The 16,375-nt window shown below is 58.1% G+C and carries 16 protein-coding genes; 13 read left to right on the top strand and 3 right to left on the bottom strand.

All coding sequences use genetic code 11. From position 1 onward, the window contains the following. Window positions 1-5: 5 nt before the first annotated feature. Entirely contained in the window at window positions 6-728 is a 723-nt protein-coding gene (locus AC06G8_RS06600; RefSeq protein WP_480284780.1) for a DUF2225 domain-containing protein, read from the top strand. A 185-nt stretch (window positions 729-913) separates the two neighbouring features. Here AC06G8_RS06600 and AC06G8_RS06605 read toward each other — a convergent pair whose 3' ends face one another. Continuing rightward, window positions 914-1,150, bottom strand: coding sequence for a hypothetical protein (locus tag AC06G8_RS06605; RefSeq protein WP_480284781.1), 237 nt, complete (start codon window positions 1,148-1,150; stop codon window positions 914-916). Next, window positions 1,137-1,340 (bottom strand): YycC family protein, encoded by a 204-nt coding sequence (locus tag AC06G8_RS06610; protein WP_480284782.1) that lies wholly within the window; start codon window positions 1,338-1,340, stop codon window positions 1,137-1,139. The genes AC06G8_RS06605 and AC06G8_RS06610 overlap by 14 nt, the downstream gene beginning before the upstream one ends. A gap of 164 nt (window positions 1,341-1,504) precedes the next feature. Here AC06G8_RS06610 and AC06G8_RS06615 point away from each other — a divergent pair, with 164 nt between their 5' ends. From AC06G8_RS06615 to AC06G8_RS06670, 12 genes are all read left to right on the top strand, one after another. Further along, window positions 1,505-3,301 carry a M3 family oligoendopeptidase gene (locus AC06G8_RS06615; protein ID WP_480284783.1) on the top strand — a complete coding sequence of 599 codons (1,797 nt, stop codon included), beginning with the start codon at window positions 1,505-1,507 and terminating at the stop codon, window positions 3,299-3,301. Between the two features lie 398 nt (window positions 3,302-3,699). Beyond that, the gene (fsa, locus tag AC06G8_RS06620) at window positions 3,700-4,362 is read left to right on the top strand and encodes a fructose-6-phosphate aldolase (RefSeq protein ID WP_447664867.1); all 663 of its coding nucleotides are present in this window, start codon (window positions 3,700-3,702) and stop codon (window positions 4,360-4,362) included. A 143-nt stretch (window positions 4,363-4,505) separates the two neighbouring features. Further along, window positions 4,506-5,630, top strand: a complete 1,125-nt coding sequence (locus AC06G8_RS06625; RefSeq protein ID WP_480284784.1) for a P-loop NTPase family protein — start codon at window positions 4,506-4,508, stop codon at window positions 5,628-5,630. A 113-nt stretch (window positions 5,631-5,743) separates the two neighbouring features. After that, window positions 5,744-6,913 (top strand): TadA family conjugal transfer-associated ATPase, encoded by a 1,170-nt coding sequence (locus AC06G8_RS06630; protein ID WP_447664948.1) that lies wholly within the window; start codon window positions 5,744-5,746, stop codon window positions 6,911-6,913. An 8-nt stretch (window positions 6,914-6,921) separates the two neighbouring features. Then, window positions 6,922-7,755 (top strand): type II secretion system F family protein, encoded by an 834-nt coding sequence (locus AC06G8_RS06635; protein ID WP_480284785.1) that lies wholly within the window; start codon window positions 6,922-6,924, stop codon window positions 7,753-7,755. Between the two features lie 17 nt (window positions 7,756-7,772). Further along, window positions 7,773-8,654, top strand: a complete 882-nt coding sequence (locus tag AC06G8_RS06640; RefSeq protein ID WP_480284786.1) for a type II secretion system F family protein — start codon at window positions 7,773-7,775, stop codon at window positions 8,652-8,654. Window positions 8,655-8,709: 55 nt separating this feature from the next. Continuing rightward, window positions 8,710-8,913, top strand: a complete 204-nt coding sequence (locus AC06G8_RS06645; protein WP_447664873.1) for a Flp1 family type IVb pilin — start codon at window positions 8,710-8,712, stop codon at window positions 8,911-8,913. After that, window positions 8,906-9,562 (top strand): hypothetical protein, encoded by a 657-nt coding sequence (locus AC06G8_RS06650; RefSeq protein WP_480284787.1) that lies wholly within the window; start codon window positions 8,906-8,908, stop codon window positions 9,560-9,562. The genes AC06G8_RS06645 and AC06G8_RS06650 overlap by 8 nt, the downstream gene beginning before the upstream one ends. Next, complete coding sequence (locus AC06G8_RS06655) at window positions 9,546-11,942, top strand: hypothetical protein (RefSeq protein ID WP_480284788.1); 2,397 nt, start codon at window positions 9,546-9,548, stop codon at window positions 11,940-11,942. Before AC06G8_RS06650 ends, AC06G8_RS06655 begins: the two co-directional genes overlap by 17 nt. Before the next feature lie 128 nt (window positions 11,943-12,070). Then, window positions 12,071-13,018, top strand: coding sequence for a hypothetical protein (locus tag AC06G8_RS06660; RefSeq protein ID WP_480284789.1), 948 nt, complete (start codon window positions 12,071-12,073; stop codon window positions 13,016-13,018). A gap of 51 nt (window positions 13,019-13,069) precedes the next feature. After that, window positions 13,070-13,672, top strand: a complete 603-nt coding sequence (locus AC06G8_RS06665) for an A24 family peptidase (RefSeq protein ID WP_480284790.1) — start codon at window positions 13,070-13,072, stop codon at window positions 13,670-13,672. A gap of 19 nt (window positions 13,673-13,691) precedes the next feature. Beyond that, window positions 13,692-15,473, top strand: a complete 1,782-nt coding sequence (locus AC06G8_RS06670; protein WP_480284791.1) for a DUF6382 domain-containing protein — start codon at window positions 13,692-13,694, stop codon at window positions 15,471-15,473. Here AC06G8_RS06670 and AC06G8_RS06675 read toward each other — a convergent pair. After that, on the bottom strand, window positions 15,470-16,375 hold the full coding sequence (locus tag AC06G8_RS06675) for a TIGR01777 family oxidoreductase (protein WP_480284792.1): 906 nt from the start codon (window positions 16,373-16,375) through the stop codon (window positions 15,470-15,472). The genes AC06G8_RS06670 and AC06G8_RS06675 overlap by 4 nt on opposite strands.

Raw genomic sequence — 16,375 nt, forward strand, 5'->3', positions numbered from 1 at the left:
TCCACATGGAGCCGCTATATCAGACCGCCGCACTGTGCCCTTGCTGCGGCAACGGATTCGAGACACCCCGAGTCCGCCCGAGCTTCAAGCGGGCCGTAGCTGTCGACACCGATTTCTGTTCTCATTTCAAGGGAATTCACGCCGATTATTATGTCGTCCGGGTTTGCCCGCAATGCGGCTTTTCGACGACGGAGAACAGCTTGAGCATCCTTAACGATGAACAGAAGGAGAATTATTATTTCCTCTATGGACGGATGTGGCAGCCCCGCAGCTACAGCGGAACGCGCACGCATGCCCAGGCTCTGGACTGCTACAAGCTGGCCCTGCTCAGTGCCGTAGCTGTGCAGGACAAGGACCGTCTGATCGCCGGGCTTCTTCATCATATCGCCTGGCTGTACCGGGATGAAGGCGACAGCGGCGAGGAGCTGCGGTTTCTCCGGCATGCGATGGATTGTTACCGGCGGGTGTACGAAACCGAGAAAGTAGACAATGACGCCAAGCTCATGTACCTGATCGGAGAGCTGCACAGGCGTCTCGGCGAACGGAAGGAAGCGGTGTGGTGGTTCTCGAGAGTGGTGAACGACAAGCGGATTGTGGACGCCGCCATGATCAAGGCATGCCGCAGCCAGTGGCAGCTGGTGCGCGAAGGAAACGAGGATGCGCCTGAATGGATGATGGGGGGCATTCCGGAAGTCAGCGGAGGGTATGAGGCGCAGGCTATCAGCTGAGCTTTGAATCATCGTTCCATAGCATCAGGGCGTTCGCCCGTCATCATGACGGATGCGCCCTTTTTTCATTGCAAGCGGAAAATGCCTTCCGACTCTTTTGCTTGACGATAGGAGCAGGGCTTGAATAGCAAAAAGATGTCCCTCCAGCAGCAGCAGCAAGGCTGATAGGGACATCCAGATCATGATTATTGAAGGCGGCGAAGATCGGTGTCGGTGAGCAAGTAATCCTTGTCGGCATCGACCAGCGTGACCCGGCTATGGCAGCATGGAAAAACGAGCAGCCTTTTGGCTCCGGAAGACACGCTTTTCAGATCGGCAGGCTTCAAGGGAAGCAGGACATGATCTGTCCCGCAGAAGGGACAGGAAACATAGACGTCCTTCATCATTACGTCGTAAGGCAAAGCCTTTTCAAACGGGATCATGGGTATCGCCTTGCTGCGGATCGGATGCAGACTCCGCCTCGTTCGCGGTTTCCGGCGTGTTTTTGGCAAGCTCGGCCATCTTCTGAAGCAGAATATGGCGGGGCATATGCATGAGATGCTCAAGCGGGATATTAAGCTCTTTGGCCAGCCGAACCGCGGTTTCGGCTGACAGCTGCAGGGGTCTGGACATGGCGGTGCCTCCTCAGGCCGGTTCCGTCTCCGCAGAACAGGGTAGCGCGTCGGAGCGGATTGGCGATATAATTCAGTTATACAACGGGAACGCCGGCGGCGCAAACCGATCGCTTCTGCCGGATAGCCCATGGCGGGCAGCTGCCTGCCGAAAGGAGACCGTCCATGGAAACCAATACATACCCGCTGACATGGGATTTGGATGTCTTTTTCAAAGGGGGAGCTGCTTCCCCGGAGCTGGAGGAAGTTCTCAAGGGCGTGAAGGCCGACATTGCGCGCATCAGCCAGACGATGCTGGCGTCTTCCGGTTCGGAAGGAGTTCCGGGAGCCAGGCCGGAACAGCTGGAAGAATGGACGGAGACCCTTCAATCCATCCAAGTCCGCTTGCATGAAGCCGCTTCCTTCGTCGGGTGCCTGATGGCGGAAAACGTGAGCAATACAGCGGCGACAGCGCTTAACGGCCGTATTCAATCCCTGGAAGCGGAATACTCCATCGCTCTTACCCGCTTCGATGATCTCATCAGCCGCACGCCCGACTCCATCTGGGACGGCTGGGTGCATAATTCCCCGGTCCGCTTCTATCTCAACGAGCGGCGCCAGAACGCCAAGGAAAAGCTGAGTCCGGAGCTGGAAGCGCTGGCGGCCGACCTTGCCGTCGACGGCTATCATGGCTGGGGCAATCTGTACAGCCGCATCGTCTCCCGTGCGAAGTTCCGCGCCAAGGACAAGGATGGTCAAGAGAAGGAGCTGTCCGCAGGCCAGATGTTCAACCGCCTGTTCGAGGCGGACCGCGCTGTGCGGGCCGAGTCCTTCGCCGAGTGGGAGCGCGAATGGGCGGAGCATGCACAGCTTTGCGCCGATGCGCTGAACCATATTTCCGGATTCAGGCTGAAGCTGTATGACCGCCGCGGCTGGAGCGACGTCCTCAAGGAGCCGCTCAAGGTCAACCGGATGACGCAGTCGACGCTGGATGCCATGTGGGGAGCGATCAATGAAGGCAAGCAGGATCTGGTGCGCTACTTCGAGCGCAAGGCCAAGCTGCTCGGACTTGAGAAGCTGGCCTGGCATGACATCACGGCGCCGATCGGCGGGGCTTCCAAGCATATTCCGTACGAGGAAGGCTGCGACCTGATCCGCGAGCAGTTCGCCAAGTTCGACCCGGCTCTGGCCGAGTTCGCCGACAAGGCGTTCCGCGAAGGCTGGATCGAGGCGGAAGACCGTCCCGGCAAGCGTCCTGGCGGCTTCTGCACCTCGTTCCCCGCGACGGGACAGACCCGTATTTTCATGACCTACTCCGGGACGGAGGACAATGTGTCTACGCTTGCCCATGAGCTCGGACACGCCTACCATCAATACGTTATGGAGGGGCTGCCGGCGTTTTCTCAGAACTATGCGATGAACGTGGCCGAGACGGCTTCGACCTTCGCCGAGATGATCGTGGCGGAATCCCAGCTCGAGCAAGCGAAGACCAAGGAAGAAAAGCTGTCGCTGCTGGAGCTGAAAATCCAGAACGGCGTGTCGTTCTACATGAACATCCATGCCCGGCTGCTGTTCGAGGTCCGCTTCTATGAAGAGCGCCGCAACGGCGAAGTATCCGTCGAGCGCCTGAACGAGCTGATGGTCGAAGCCCAGCGCGAAGCGTTCAGCGGCGTGCTTGACGAGGCGCATCCTCATTTTTGGGCAGCGAAGCTTCATTTCTACATCACGGATGTTCCTTTCTACAACTTCCCGTACACCTTCGGCTATCTGTTCAGCGCGGGCCTGTACGCCAAAGCCAAGGAGGAAGGCCCGTCCTTCGCTTCCCGCTACGTCGACCTTCTCCGCGATACGGGCAGCATGACCGTAGAGGAGCTGGCGCTCAAGCATCTGGGAGTGAACCTGCAGCAGGCCGGATTCTGGCAAAGCGCGGTCGCGCTGACCCGTGAAGACATCCGCCAGTTCATGGAACTGACGGAAGAATAATTCGAACCCCTTTCCTCCATTCCCGTCGGATGGAGGAAAGGGGTTTTCGTTTCAACGCCGCAGCTGCTTTTTGCGTTGTATCTGCTGAGGAGCAAGCAATCCGCTCTCCATGAAGATTCCATAAAGCCCCTTGAATCGCCGCAGGCGCCGGGAGTATGCTTGACCCGGGCGAAAGCTTTCCGGGCTTCAAGCGGATGTTGGAAGAATCCCTGAAAAATGTTGAACCCGACGGCTCAGATCTTGGAATAAGCTGCCGGTGTCGGCGAGCATGTTAAAGGTCAGGGCTTTGAACATTCCGGCTGCGCTTGCCGGCGGCAAAGCCGTTGGATTCCTGGTTTGTCTTTTAGGCCGAACGGGTAAAAAAACGGATGGACATCTGAACAGGAGGCAGGAGAAGCATGAAATTCTTTTTGGATACCGCCAATGTCGAGGAAATCAAACGGATCGCCAAGCTGGGTCTTGTAGACGGAGTGACCACGAATCCGACTCTGGTTGCCAAGGAAGGCCGCATATTCAAGGAAGTCGTGCAGGAAATCTGCAGCATCGTATCCGGTCCGGTCAGCGCCGAGGTCACGGGCTCCACGAGCGATGAAATGCTTAAGGAAGCGCTGGAAATCGCCGAATGGGCGCCGAACGTCGTCATCAAGGTCCCTCTGACGGAAGACGGCCTGTTCACGACCCATGCACTTTCCCAAAAGGGAATCAAAACCAACGTGACGCTCGTATTCTCTGCCGCTCAAGGGCTCATGGCTGCCAAGGCGGGAGCGACGTTCATCAGTCCGTTCGTCGGCAGGCTGGACGACATCGGCATGACCGGCATGGATCTTGTAAGGGACTTGACGACGATCATCAACAATTACAACTTCCAGACCGAGATCATCGTGGCCAGCGTGCGCAATCTGGAGCATGTGAAGCAGGCTGCGGTCGCTGGAGCGCATATCGCTACGATTCCGGGTTCCCTGCTGCCATCGCTGTGGAAGCATCCATTGACGGATATCGGCATCGAGAGATTTACGGCTGACTGGAACAAGATGCAGGCCAGCCTCACCGCCAAAGGCTGACGAGAAAGAAGATTGACGGAATTTTCATCGCCGTGATATAGTGAATTCAACTAAATTTTGGTCATGCGGAAGCACCGCGAACGATCAGGGTATCCCCTGTTGCGTTTGCGGTGCTTTTTTGCGTCTCCATGAAGGAGGACTCCATGGGAAAGCTTGATCTTATTCTGGCTGCCGACGGCGAATACGCCAGGCGCCTAAGCGAATTTATGCGGGATATGCCCGGCGGCGGCAGATGGCGCGTGACGGCTTGCACGACGCCGGATAGTCTTCGCGGTTATTTGAAGGGAGGGTATCCGGTTGATTTGGTTCTTGTCGAACCCGGATTCGTCAGCGAAGCCGAGAAAGCATGCCCGGCATCCAAGCTGGCCGTTCTTGTCAGAAGGCAGGGCGAGGGAGGCGGACATCCGGAGCTGCTTCAGTTCAGGCCGCTTCCGGAGCTGTTCGCGTCTATGGAAGCGATGCATGCGGGGACAGACGCGCTCAGCGCATCGGCAGACGGAAGAGCGTTTGTAGCAGCCGTCTACGACCCGGCAGGAGGGCAGGGCAAGACCGTGCTGTCCGTAGAGCTGGCCAGGCAAGCGGCGGCACAGGGCAAGCGAGTGCTGTACCTCAACTTCGAGGTATGGGACGCTTCGGAGGTTTTTCTGGGCGCGGGCTCCAGCGCCCCCGAAATGGAAGGAGGAGTCGGCAGGCTGCTTTACTGCCTCAAGGCGGGCAAGCAGGATGCGGCCCGGCAGCTTGCGCAAATCCGAACGTTCAGCAGCGCGATGAAATGCGACTATTTCCCGCCGTCTCCGGGACCGGAGGAACGGCTGGCCATGACCGGCGAGGACGCTGTCCTGCTGCTCGATTTCCTTGCCGGCGGCGGGTTCTATGATTTCATCGTGGCGGATATGGACAGCCGCCTGGACGAGGCAGCTGCTTCGATCTGGCAGCGCAGCGGCCGCATCGCATGGCTTGTCCGCTCATCGGAATCCTCGATGGCGAAAACTCGCGCGGCGCTGGACTATGCAGCGAGGACGTACCCGGAACGGCTCGGGATGGAAGAGCGGAAATTATTGTTCGTGCAATCCATGGCAAGGCAAGAGCCGCCGGGAGAGGCGGAGCTGACGAGCGTCCGAGAGCCCGCCGCCAGGAAACCGCAGCTTGAATATGCAGCTTCTATTCCCGTCATGGCTCACTACCGCGAGGGCGGGTCTGTAAGTCCCGCGTATGCCAAGACGGCGCGACAGCTTCTGCAGCGGATGCTTCCGGAGCTTGTTGGATGAACCGCTCCGAGGCTGGCGCACGATACTGGACAGACAGCACTGGTATTGTCCGGGAAGAAGACTTGCAGCAGGAAATCGCCTCGCTGCGCTCCAAGGTCCGCTCCCTGGTCGATATGAGCGGAGAGATCAGCGACTCGGGATTGACGGCAGCCGTAGAGGCGACTGTGGCCGAATGGCCGGGAAGCGCCAGACTGACTTCTTCCGACAGGCTGGTGCTGGTCAAGCGGCTCTATTATTCCTTCCGGGGATTGGATGTGCTTCAGCCGCTGCTGGATGACGACTCGGTTACGGAGATCATGATCAACGGGCATGAGTCGATTTTTGCGGAGCGGTCCGGCAAGCTGGAATGCCTGCCTCTCTCCTTCGAGAGCCGCGAGCGGCTGGAGGATCTCATCCAATCCATCGTGGCCGCTGTGAACCGTGTCGTCAACGAATCCTCCCCGATCGTAGATGCGCGCCTGCCCGATGGATCGAGAGTTCATATCGTGCTGCCGCCGATAGCCTTGCAGGGGCCGGTTCTGACGATACGGAAGTTTCCCAAGAAGCCTTTGCTCATGGACGATTTGATCGCGGCCGGTTGTCTGGACGAGGAAACGGCAGCATTTCTGGCGCAGCTGGTCCGAGCGGGCTTCAACCTGTTCATCAGCGGCGGTACAGGTACGGGCAAAACGACATTTCTGAACGCCTTGTCCAGGTTCATCCCGCCCGATGAGCGGCTCATCACGATCGAGGATTCGGCGGAGCTTCAATTGAAGGCGCCGAACCTGGTGTCGCTGGAGACGCGGAATGCCAATACCGAGGGGAAGGGGGAGATTCCGATGAGACAGCTGATCCGAGCTTCCCTGCGAATGCGTCCGGATCGTATCATCGTCGGGGAAGTGAGAGGAGCCGAAGCGCTCGACATGCTCGCTGCCATGAATACCGGGCACTCGGGAAGCATGGGTACCGGCCATAGCAACAGCGCCAAGGATATGCTCAGCCGGCTCGAGACGATGGTATTGAGCGGTGCGGCAGAGCTGCCGCTCGCGGCTATCCGGCAGCAGCTCGCTTCCGCGCTGGATATCATCGTTCATTTGTCCCGGATGCGCGATCATTCCCGCAAAGTGCAGGAAGTCGTACAGGTGACCGGGATGAAGGACGGAGACATACAGCTGGAAACCTTGTTCCGGTATGAGGATGGAGCAGGGGGAGGGCTCCGACGGCTCCCCACACCGCTGGCCCGCATGGACAAATGGGTTCGTTACGGTCTCGATCCAACAGAAGCGAGGGGAGTCAGGAGTTGAGCAGCCGCATGAAAATAATTGATCCCGTAAAGGCGGGGCTGCTGGCAGCGAGGCTCGGCTGGGAGCCGGCAAGATCCGGATCTGCCTACCGCATCCGGCTGCCGGATTATTCGGTCTTTTCCTTGACCCGCAAGCAATTCGCCGCTTCCGCGGCAGCGGGCGCCGCGGCTGCATTCGCCGCCATTTATTTGTTCTATCTGTCCATGCCGGCAGCAGCCGCCTTTTCGATCGCTGGGCTTCTGGTCCCGAGGAAATACAGGGACTATTTGCGGCGCAGACGCCAAGCCAAGCTTAGGCTGCAGTTCAAGGAGATGCTTTTTTCGCTGTCATCCTCTCTAGCGGCGGGAAGGTCGGTAGAGAACGCTTTTTTCGCCTCGCTTGACGATCTGCGTCTCATGTACCCGGAGTCGCGCTCCGATCTCATGCTCGAGCTGGAAGCGATCCGGCATCGCTGCGTCAACGGCGACCCGCTGGAGGCGGGGCTTGCCGAGTTTGCCTCGCGGTCGGGGGTGGATGAAATACAGCAGTTCGCCGACGTTTTCATTACATGCAAGAGGACAGGCGGCAACCTGATCGAGATCATCCGGCGCACCTCCCAAACGATCGGGGAGAAGATCGAAATCAATCAGGAGATTGATGTCATGATTTCCCGCAAGCGCTTCGAAGCCAAGATCATGACAGGCGTTCCCTTCGCTTTCATGGCTTTTCTGCACGGTTCGGCGCCGGACTATATGGCTCCCCTTTACGCGGCACCTGCAGGGTATGTCGTCATTACAGCCGCTTTGCTGATGCTGGCGGCATGCGGGTGGCTGATGATGAGGATCATGGCTATCCGACTGTAAAGGGGGGAAGAGATTTCATGTGGACATTATGGATAGCTGGATTGATGGCCTCCGCATGGCTGACCGCCGCATGGCGGCATGCGGCTGGCAGCGGCAGGCCGCTGCTTGCTGTCCTGCTCCGATGGGACAAGCAGGCTCTCGCCGCTTGCTTCGGAGCTCCGGCCTTGATCCAGGCCGTGGAAGAGGCCAGACTGATGCCGCGCATCGAGGAGCATGTAGCCGGCTTGCATGCCTCCATGATCATCCTGAAAGGAGAAGCATGGACTCCGGACCATACCCGGCAATATCTGGCTCTGGCATGCGTACATGGATGCGGGGCCGCTCTGGCCGGCTTGCTGCTCGCTGCTGCCGCCGGAGAGCAGGCTGTAGCCTGGCTGGGGTTCGCATGCGGAGTGCTGATCCCGGCCTCGAAGGTCAGGGAAATCCGGGAATCCATCAACAAGCGAAAACAAGCATTGCTGCTTGCCTTGCCTGACCTGCTGGTCAAGCTCATGCTGCTCGTCGGAGCCGGAGAAACGATGCAGAAAGCATTGGCAAGATGCGCAGCCTTCGAGTCAGGAGGAGGCCTGGAGAGGCTGCTGCATGCAGAGCTTGGACGCGCCGTTCATGCCATGGGCAACGGGTTGTCCTTCGCTGCCGCCATGGAGGCGTTCAGCCGCCGCTGCGCCGTTCAGGAAGTGTCGGTGTTCACGACGGTGCTTCTGCTCAACTATCGTCGCGGCGGCGAACAGCTCGCTCTATCCTTGCGCGAGATCTCCCATCCATTGTGGGAGAAACGCAAGAGCCTGGCCCGCACTCGCGGAGAGGAAGCTTCTTCCAAGCTGGTTTTTCCGCTGACAGGGATCTTCTTTCTGCTCATGGTTCTTGTCGGAGCTCCCGCGATGCTGCTGATGAACTAACATTTAGGCAAAGAATCTTTGATGGTCATCATTACATTAATTGGAGGCGGTTTGGATGAGCACAGCAGCATTATGGTACAGCTGCAAAAAGGCGGCAAGAAAATTCGGGAAGTCGGAAGAGGGTCTCGGTACTTTGGAGGTCATTCTGATCATCGCTGTCGTCATTATTATCGCGCTTTTATTCAAGGACTGGATCATCAACCTCATAAAAGATCTGATGGGAAAAGCAGATGATCAGGCCAACACGATCTTTGAATAACCCTATTCGAAAGTTCGGCATCTCCACCGGAGGAAGCTTTACGCTGGAGGCGAGCACTGTCTTCCCGCTGCTCTTCGGCGCTTTGTTCCTATACTTCATCGTTGCTTTGTACATTTTTCAGCAAGGCGTCTTCTACTCCGGGGCGGTCATGGCATCCGAAGCGGCAGCTTTCCGCTGGGACAACAGCAAGCGCGATGCGGCTTCGGGCTTGCCGCCTGCAGGCGAAGACGACGGGCTGTATTGGAGGCTGACGGAGGATGGGCTTTTACGCGGCATGATGAATATGGGCCAGCCGGCGGAGTCGATTTCGGCCTACTCGTTGGACAGCCGAGGCTCCGTACCGGATGACCTGCCTGCGGCCAAGCTCGCCAAGGCAGGCGAGAGGCTGAACGAATCATGGACTGGAGAGATGCGTTACAGGCGCGGCGTGCTCGGCATGATCGAGACAAGACTTTATCCTTCCGTTCCGATCGCTTTATCGGGCGGCAGGAAGATCGGCGCGACCGCCAAGGCTCAGCCTGCCGATCCGGTCGAATTTATCCGTTCGATCGATCTTGTCCGATACTACACGGCGAAATTCCGAACGTCGGAGGATATATCCCCGGACAAGGCTGGAAAGGTGCTGCGGAATTATGGAGGAGCTCAATAAGAACGAGGAAGCATGCCGGAAAAAAAGTCTGCCGGAAGATGGCACTCAAGGCGCTGTTACGATCTGGGCATGCGCAGCTTCGGCAGGTCTGCTTTTGCTGATGGCGGTATTGATTGATTATTCGAGAATTACTTCCTTCCGCCACAAGCTTGAAGGCTTGGCGCAGACCGGGGTCCGCTCTGTATTGTCCGCTTACGATGAAACGCTCTACGAGCAATACGGATTGTTCGGTCGAGGAGGCACTGACGGTGGAGCGCTGCTGGCCGAAGCGGTTCAACTTGGTCTCGAAACCGGATCGGGGCGGAATGTTCCCGGCGATTCCATCCGCTTGCAATGGCTTGATATGGAGGTTTTCGGAAGCTCGGTGCAGCCTGCGGCTTTTCTGGGAGACCGCCGCATCTTCGGTCGTCAGATCATGCAGGAGATGAAATACAAAGCCCCTATCGATCTGACGCTGGAGCTGATTGATAAATTCCGTCCGCTCTCCGAAGCGATGGGGCAAACGGCTGCTGCCGTGGATAAGCTGGGGAGTCTCGAGCAAGCATTCGACCAGAGGCAGCAAGCGCTTGAGAACATGCTGAAGCTGCAGATAACGGCAGCGGATCACGCAAGCCAAAGCGGCCATGGCACTCTGATCGGGACCGGAGGCACGAATGGAGCGGAAGGATCCGAGCTCCGATCCATTCGTGCCGAATATCCTCTTTATTTGGAATGGATTTCTCTGGATGAAGCGGCAGCCAGAGCATGGCAGGAGGCGGTGGCTGCCCTTCCGTCGCCGAGTCCGGGCGCAACGCCGATTCCTAGTGCAACGCCGATCCCTTTGCCGCCGCCATCGTCCCATGCGTCCGAAATCGCGAGCTACGAAAACAGAGCCATGGCAGTGTCCGCCAAGCTTCAACAAGCTGCCGATGCAACAGGAAGCCATGATTCCGTTCTGGATGAGGCTTTGGAACAGCTTGAAGCAGCCAGAAGGGCGGAGCTTGAGATGAAAGCCGTGCTGGATGGGCGCAATGTGGCCGGAGATTCATCCTATCTGCTGCCCGCCGGCAGCTCTGCTGCCGCCGACTCCAATCCCGGAACGGTGTCCGTGCTTGATGAAGCATCGGACATGCTGCTTGGAGAGGACTGGTTTTCCCATGCGGAAAAAAACGTCCTGGAGCAGCGCGATGATTTCCGCAGCCTTTCTTCATCTGCTCAAGCTGCGGCAATCGGACTTCATCGGGCACTGGAAGAGCGTTCGGTGTCATGGGCAAGCCGATTGTCCATCCATGAACAAGAGCTGTCCCGCCAATGGAGCTCTTATGATGAGAAATGGATCGCGCCAGGAGCTATGCTGGCCGAGCAGGCTAGCAGCATCGGCAATGCGGACAGCAGAAAAGAGGAACGGAAAGCTGAAAAGAAGAAAGCCGCTTCTCTCTGGAGGGAAGCGAAGCAGCTGCTGAATGCGATTGAAGGGTTGAAGGGAACCGAGGAGGACATGGAAGCTTTCCGCCAAGCAGAGAGCTTGTTCAAGGCCAGCATGGACTTCAATCTGCTGCAGGAAGAGGGAGGGGGCTCCGATGAAGTCGGCAATGGCAAGGCGAGCGGGGACAGATCATCGTTTGAAGGAGTCTCCGGCAGCGGCGGAGCCGATGAAGCCGTGAAAGGTTCGCAGAAGCTGGCAGGAGGAGCATTCTCCGGCATGGGAGCTTTGCTGTCCCAAGGCGGGGAGCGGCTGTTCACGGCGCAGTATGCGGCCCAGCGGTTCAGCTTTGCGGACCCGCGCATGCTCGGCAGCCTGATTCCCGGCTTGGGCGGAACCTCCGGAGAACCGCATCGGCCAGATGGGGAAGGAGCCCGGCAAGATCCGGCTATGACATCGTTGGAAAACCAGGAAATGGAGTACATCCTGTATGGCTTCGTCCATCCATCGGCAAATCTAGGCGCGGCATACGGCGAGCTGTTTGCTTTCCGTCTGGCGGTCCGGACCATGGAGGGACTGATCGAGAGCCGCGGAGCCGGACATCCGCTGCTGGTGCTGGCGATGGCTGCAGTCTATGGATTGAGAGAAGCGATCGGGGATTTGAGAGCGATTATTGCAACCGGCCAGGCTCCTATATCCAAATATGTTCCGGCAGAGCTGACCTATTTGGACTATTTGAGGCTGTTTTATTTGCTGCATGGTTCCGAAGATTCCCGTCTCAGCCGGATGATAGCAATCATCGAGCTCGACACGGGGACGAATCTGGCTTCCGTGCCGACAGGTGCGACGGTGGAGGTGCATGCTTCCATGCGGCTGTGGTTCCTGACGGGAGCGGCGAGGCTTCTTGGCAGAAGCGGCCCTGATCATGGAGCGGGAGGACGGTATGAATGGTCTACGCGAGCAGGCTGGTCCTACTGAGGGCCGGCCGGAGATTTCGTTTCTCGGCTCCTCGAGGGCAGCTCGCTTCTCCTCGCTTTTCCTTGGAAAGGGTGAGCAAGTCTCCTCGACCGGATGGAGCCGCGCGTGCTGAAGAAGGATCCATCCTTTTGGAAGCTGCGCTTGTCATGCCTGTCCTTCTGCTGTTTCTCGTCTTGCTGGCCGCATTCGTTCAATTTTCGGCAGCTGAGACTGCGCTTCAGGCAGCCGCAGATCGGGCAGCTCGACAGACGGCGGCGCATATCCGACCGGCGATGCTGCTGCTTCAGCAGGACGGAAGCAAGCTCCCGGAATCAGCTCCAAAAGACTCCATGGATCCGGGCCATGAGTCTCCGTTCGAGACGGTCCAGAAGGTGGACTCTTCCCCATCGCCGCAGCAGCTTCCGGACTGGAGGCAAGCGGCTGCCGAGGCAGCGGCTTATTTGCCGGATCCGGCAGGACAGATTGCCGCAGCCGTGCTTCAGGGAGACTGGAAAGCGCTCGCCGATATGGCCGCTGAACCCGTCGGCATCGCGGTGTTCGAGCCTTTTTTGCGCAAGGCTGCGGAGGATACGCCGCTGGAGCCTTCAAGAATCACGCTTGCAAGCCTCTCCCTTCCGGATCTTGAAGGGGGAGAGAGCGGCTTTCTGAAGCTGGAGGCCGAGTATAAGTTTCCGTTGAGGGTTCCTTTTTTGGGCAAAAAAATCATCCTGCATCGAACGGCGGCCGAGCGGGTATGGATACCGGACCCGCTTCCATCCCAAGGCAGAGCCGGTGCTCCTGATTCCTCCTCGAAAGTCAAAATAACGCAGCTTTATCCGATTCCGGCTAGGCCCGGACGCAAAGCCATTCTTGAAGCGGTCGCCACTCCCGGGATTCAGGTCACCCTGGAAGTCCGCTACAAAAGCGGCAACAGCGTATCCAAGCACGTAGGCACCCAAACTGCGGATGCCTCGGGACATGTGGAATGGACCTGGCTCGTATCCGGCAATACGACTCCCGGACAATGGGAAGTCGTGGTCACGACTTCGGACGGCGCCTCGGCATCAATGCCCTTCATTGTCCAGAAAAAGGCGTGAAAAAGGCCTGGCCCTATATGGCTTTCACGATTTAGATGAGGGGGGATTCAAATGGAAGCATGGAACCTATGGGGATGTTTCCTGCTGGTGAGCATCGCTTTCGGCACGGATATCCGGAACATGAGAATTCCGAACTGGCTGCCGCTGACATTCGCTCCGGCAGGCTTGCTCCTGCATGCGCTTGATTCCGGGATGGACGGTTTTCTGCAAGCGGCTATGGGAATGGCAGCGGGATTTCTTCCCCTCCTAGCCCTATACGCATGTGGAGGGATCGGTGCAGGCGACGTCAAGCTTTTCGGCGCGGCAGGCGCATGGCTGGGCTGGCTGGCGGTTACGGAGCTGATGCTGTATTCCTTTTTGTACGGAGGAATCGGAGGGGCAGCGTACCTGATTGCCAGGAGAATCTCAAGGATTCGAAAAGCAGCGACCGGTACGCAGGCACTGTCCGGCGAAGCCGCTGTCCTTGCGTGGAAGGCGGACCAGTCGACCCATTCTCGACCAGGTCAAGCGCCGGCGGACATCACTGACAGCGACGAGCTGCCGAGTCCAGGACATGATGCAGCCGAACCACCCGACGGAGGAGAAGGAACGTCGGTCCGCTTTCCCTTCATGCTGGCCGTCCTCCCCGGCATGATGACATTATGGCTTTCTTGAATCGAAGGAGGACTTGAGCATGGGACCACTTCAGGCTGATTTTGAATGGAACCGGGAACATGAATTGATTCTTTCCGCGGAAGGAGGCATTCTGCGGGAAGAGTTGGATGAAGTTGAGCTGGCCATGCTGGAGAGCAGCATTCCGGCGGGCGTGCTTCCTGTCGAATGGCAAATGTGGAATGGACAAGTCCGCTTCCGCTACAAGCTCGGCGGCAAAAAAATGCTGAAACACAAGCTCGCTGAAGGGGCTGGGGATGCCGCCCAATTCTACAGCCTGATGCTGGCGGTCGCTTCCATTTGCGAAGAGTGCCGCCCTTATATGCTCAAGCCGGCAAACCTGATGCTGGATGAGAGCTATATCTTCGTGGGCGACAACTGGGGCGATATCGGACTGGTCTATCTTCCGCTCGTTTCGCTCCCGCAAGCGGCGCCTCCCCTTCGCATTCGCTTTCTGGCGCTGGCAGCCCGCGCCTCGGCGGCCGTCCAACCCGATGGACGGCTGGCCTCGCTGATGCAGGCGATAGGAGATGAGAATGTGCCGATGCATGATCTCAGATCCCTGCTGCTGGATGCAGCCTCCTTTGATGAAGGAGCTTGCGCATCAAGCATGGGCGAGGCTTCCTCACGCAGCGGGGCGGAGGAGGAAGTCCGCTTTCCGATCAGGCTGGAGCAAAGAGAACGGCAAGGTTTTTCCAGATGGAGCAGCACAGCGGTCAGGGAGTCGCTGAGCAAGGGGGAAGAGAAAGACTCGGATCTGCGGCAAAAATCAGATCGGAATGATTTATTTGCCAGGCAGCTTGACGGACGTGAAGCAGCTTTCGTTCACGGTCCCGATGCGCGGGGAAGCAAGCTTAAAGACTCTGTAGAGGCTGATGAAGCCTACAGCTTGTCAAAAGCGGATTCGGCGGGGTTCAAAGGAAAAAGCAAACCGAATAAAGGGATTGTCACTCTCGCTGTTATCGCAGCTGCGGCTCTGCCCTGGAAGTTCATTTACATGCCGGATCCGGGCAATCGTTCTCTCTTCCTCTGCTGCGGAGCGGCTGCTGTCGCTGCTGGCGTTCTAATCTGGTTCTGGGGCAGGAGCGCGGGCATAGGCGTGGAACGGTTGGAGGAAGAGGAAGCAGGAGCCGGCCTGCTATTCGTGCCGGACTCAGGGAAGCTGGGCTCGGGCCAGCGCTGGCTGTCCCCTATGTCCGACATTCCATCCAACAAGCCAACCAACAAGCCATCCGACAAGTCGATTGCAAATCCATCCAAGCCATCCGACATTCCATCCAAGCCGAAATCTAGCGAGCAGGCTGTCGGCAACGGGCTGGAATCATTTTTTCCTGCACATGTCATCCGAGCAGAGAGGTTCTCTTCCAATGCGGTTGATGGCGGCGATTGGACAAGCCTTTCCCATGATGAGGTTTCGGCTGCTGTGTTGCCTGCGGACAAAACCGTATGGCTGGGCGCCGGCGGCGGAACGATTGCGGATGAGGGGAAATCAGCTCCTCATGTGCTTCTCCGATCCAAGAATGGAAGCATCGAAAAGCTGGAGCTCAGCGAGCCGCGGAATCAGATCGGGCGTGCGGAAGGAAGCGCAGCCTTAGTGGATCGTTCTCCAGGGGTCTCAAGAATCCATTTGGAGCTGGAGACCGGTCCATCGGGATGCTTGGCCAAGGATCTCGGCTCCCGCAACGGATCTCTTCTCAACGGCAGGCCGATGGTCCCCTATAAAAGCTACAAGCTGGAGAACGGGGATGTTCTCCAGCTTGCGGGGATCGATGGCTATTCCTATGAATATGCGGCTCCTCGTTAAAGGAGTTCATCCATGGCGGCTTCTAAGGTCGGATAACGGAACGAGAAGCCGGCTTCGAGAGCTTTGGAAGGAATGACGCGCTGTCCTTCGAGAAGCAGCGCCGACTGCTCCCCGAGAGCCAGCTTGAGCAGAGGAGCCGGGACCGGGAACCAGTAAGGCCGTCTCATAGCGGCAGCGGCGATCTTAAAGAAGGCTTCGTTGCGTACCGGCTCCGGGGCCGATGCGTTGACGGGGCCTTCAATCGTTGCCGTATCCAGAATGAACAGGATCATTCGGACGATGTCCTCGAGATGGATCCAGGAGACCCATTGCTTGCCGCTGCCGAGAGGGCCTCCTGCGAACAATCGGACCGGCAGGAGCATTTTGGGGAGGATGCCGCCGTCTCGATCCAGGACGATGCCCGTACGGAGATACACAGTTCGACCCGCAGGAATGGAAGCTGCCGCATGCTCCCATTCCTGCACGACGGAAGATAGGAAATCCATGGAGCAGGCACGGCTTTGCTCGGTGAACGTCTCCTCGCTGGAGTTCCCGTAAGCGTTGACGCCGGATGAGTTGACGAGCACGGCGGGCTTGGCGGAGAGGCTGCCGAGTATGCGCGCCAGCCTGCTTGCGGTTTCCAGTCTGGAGTTCAATATCCGCTGCTTCCCCGCTGCTGACCAGCGCTGGCTGATGGATGCGCCGGCCAAATTCACGACGGCATCGACGCCTTCCAGAAGGGAGGGATCGCTATCCGCTTCATCCCAAGCAACAGAAGAAAAGCTTCCTGCCGGAATGGTTCCGGTGGAAGCCTTCCCCTTGCGGGATCGGGTCAATATCCATCCTGAATGGCCTTCTTCGGTCAACGCCTTCGTCAAGGCCTGTCCGATAAATCCGCTTCCTCCCGCAATAGCAATCTTCAT

Source organism: Paenibacillus sp. SJS-P3 (assembly GCF_056711585.1).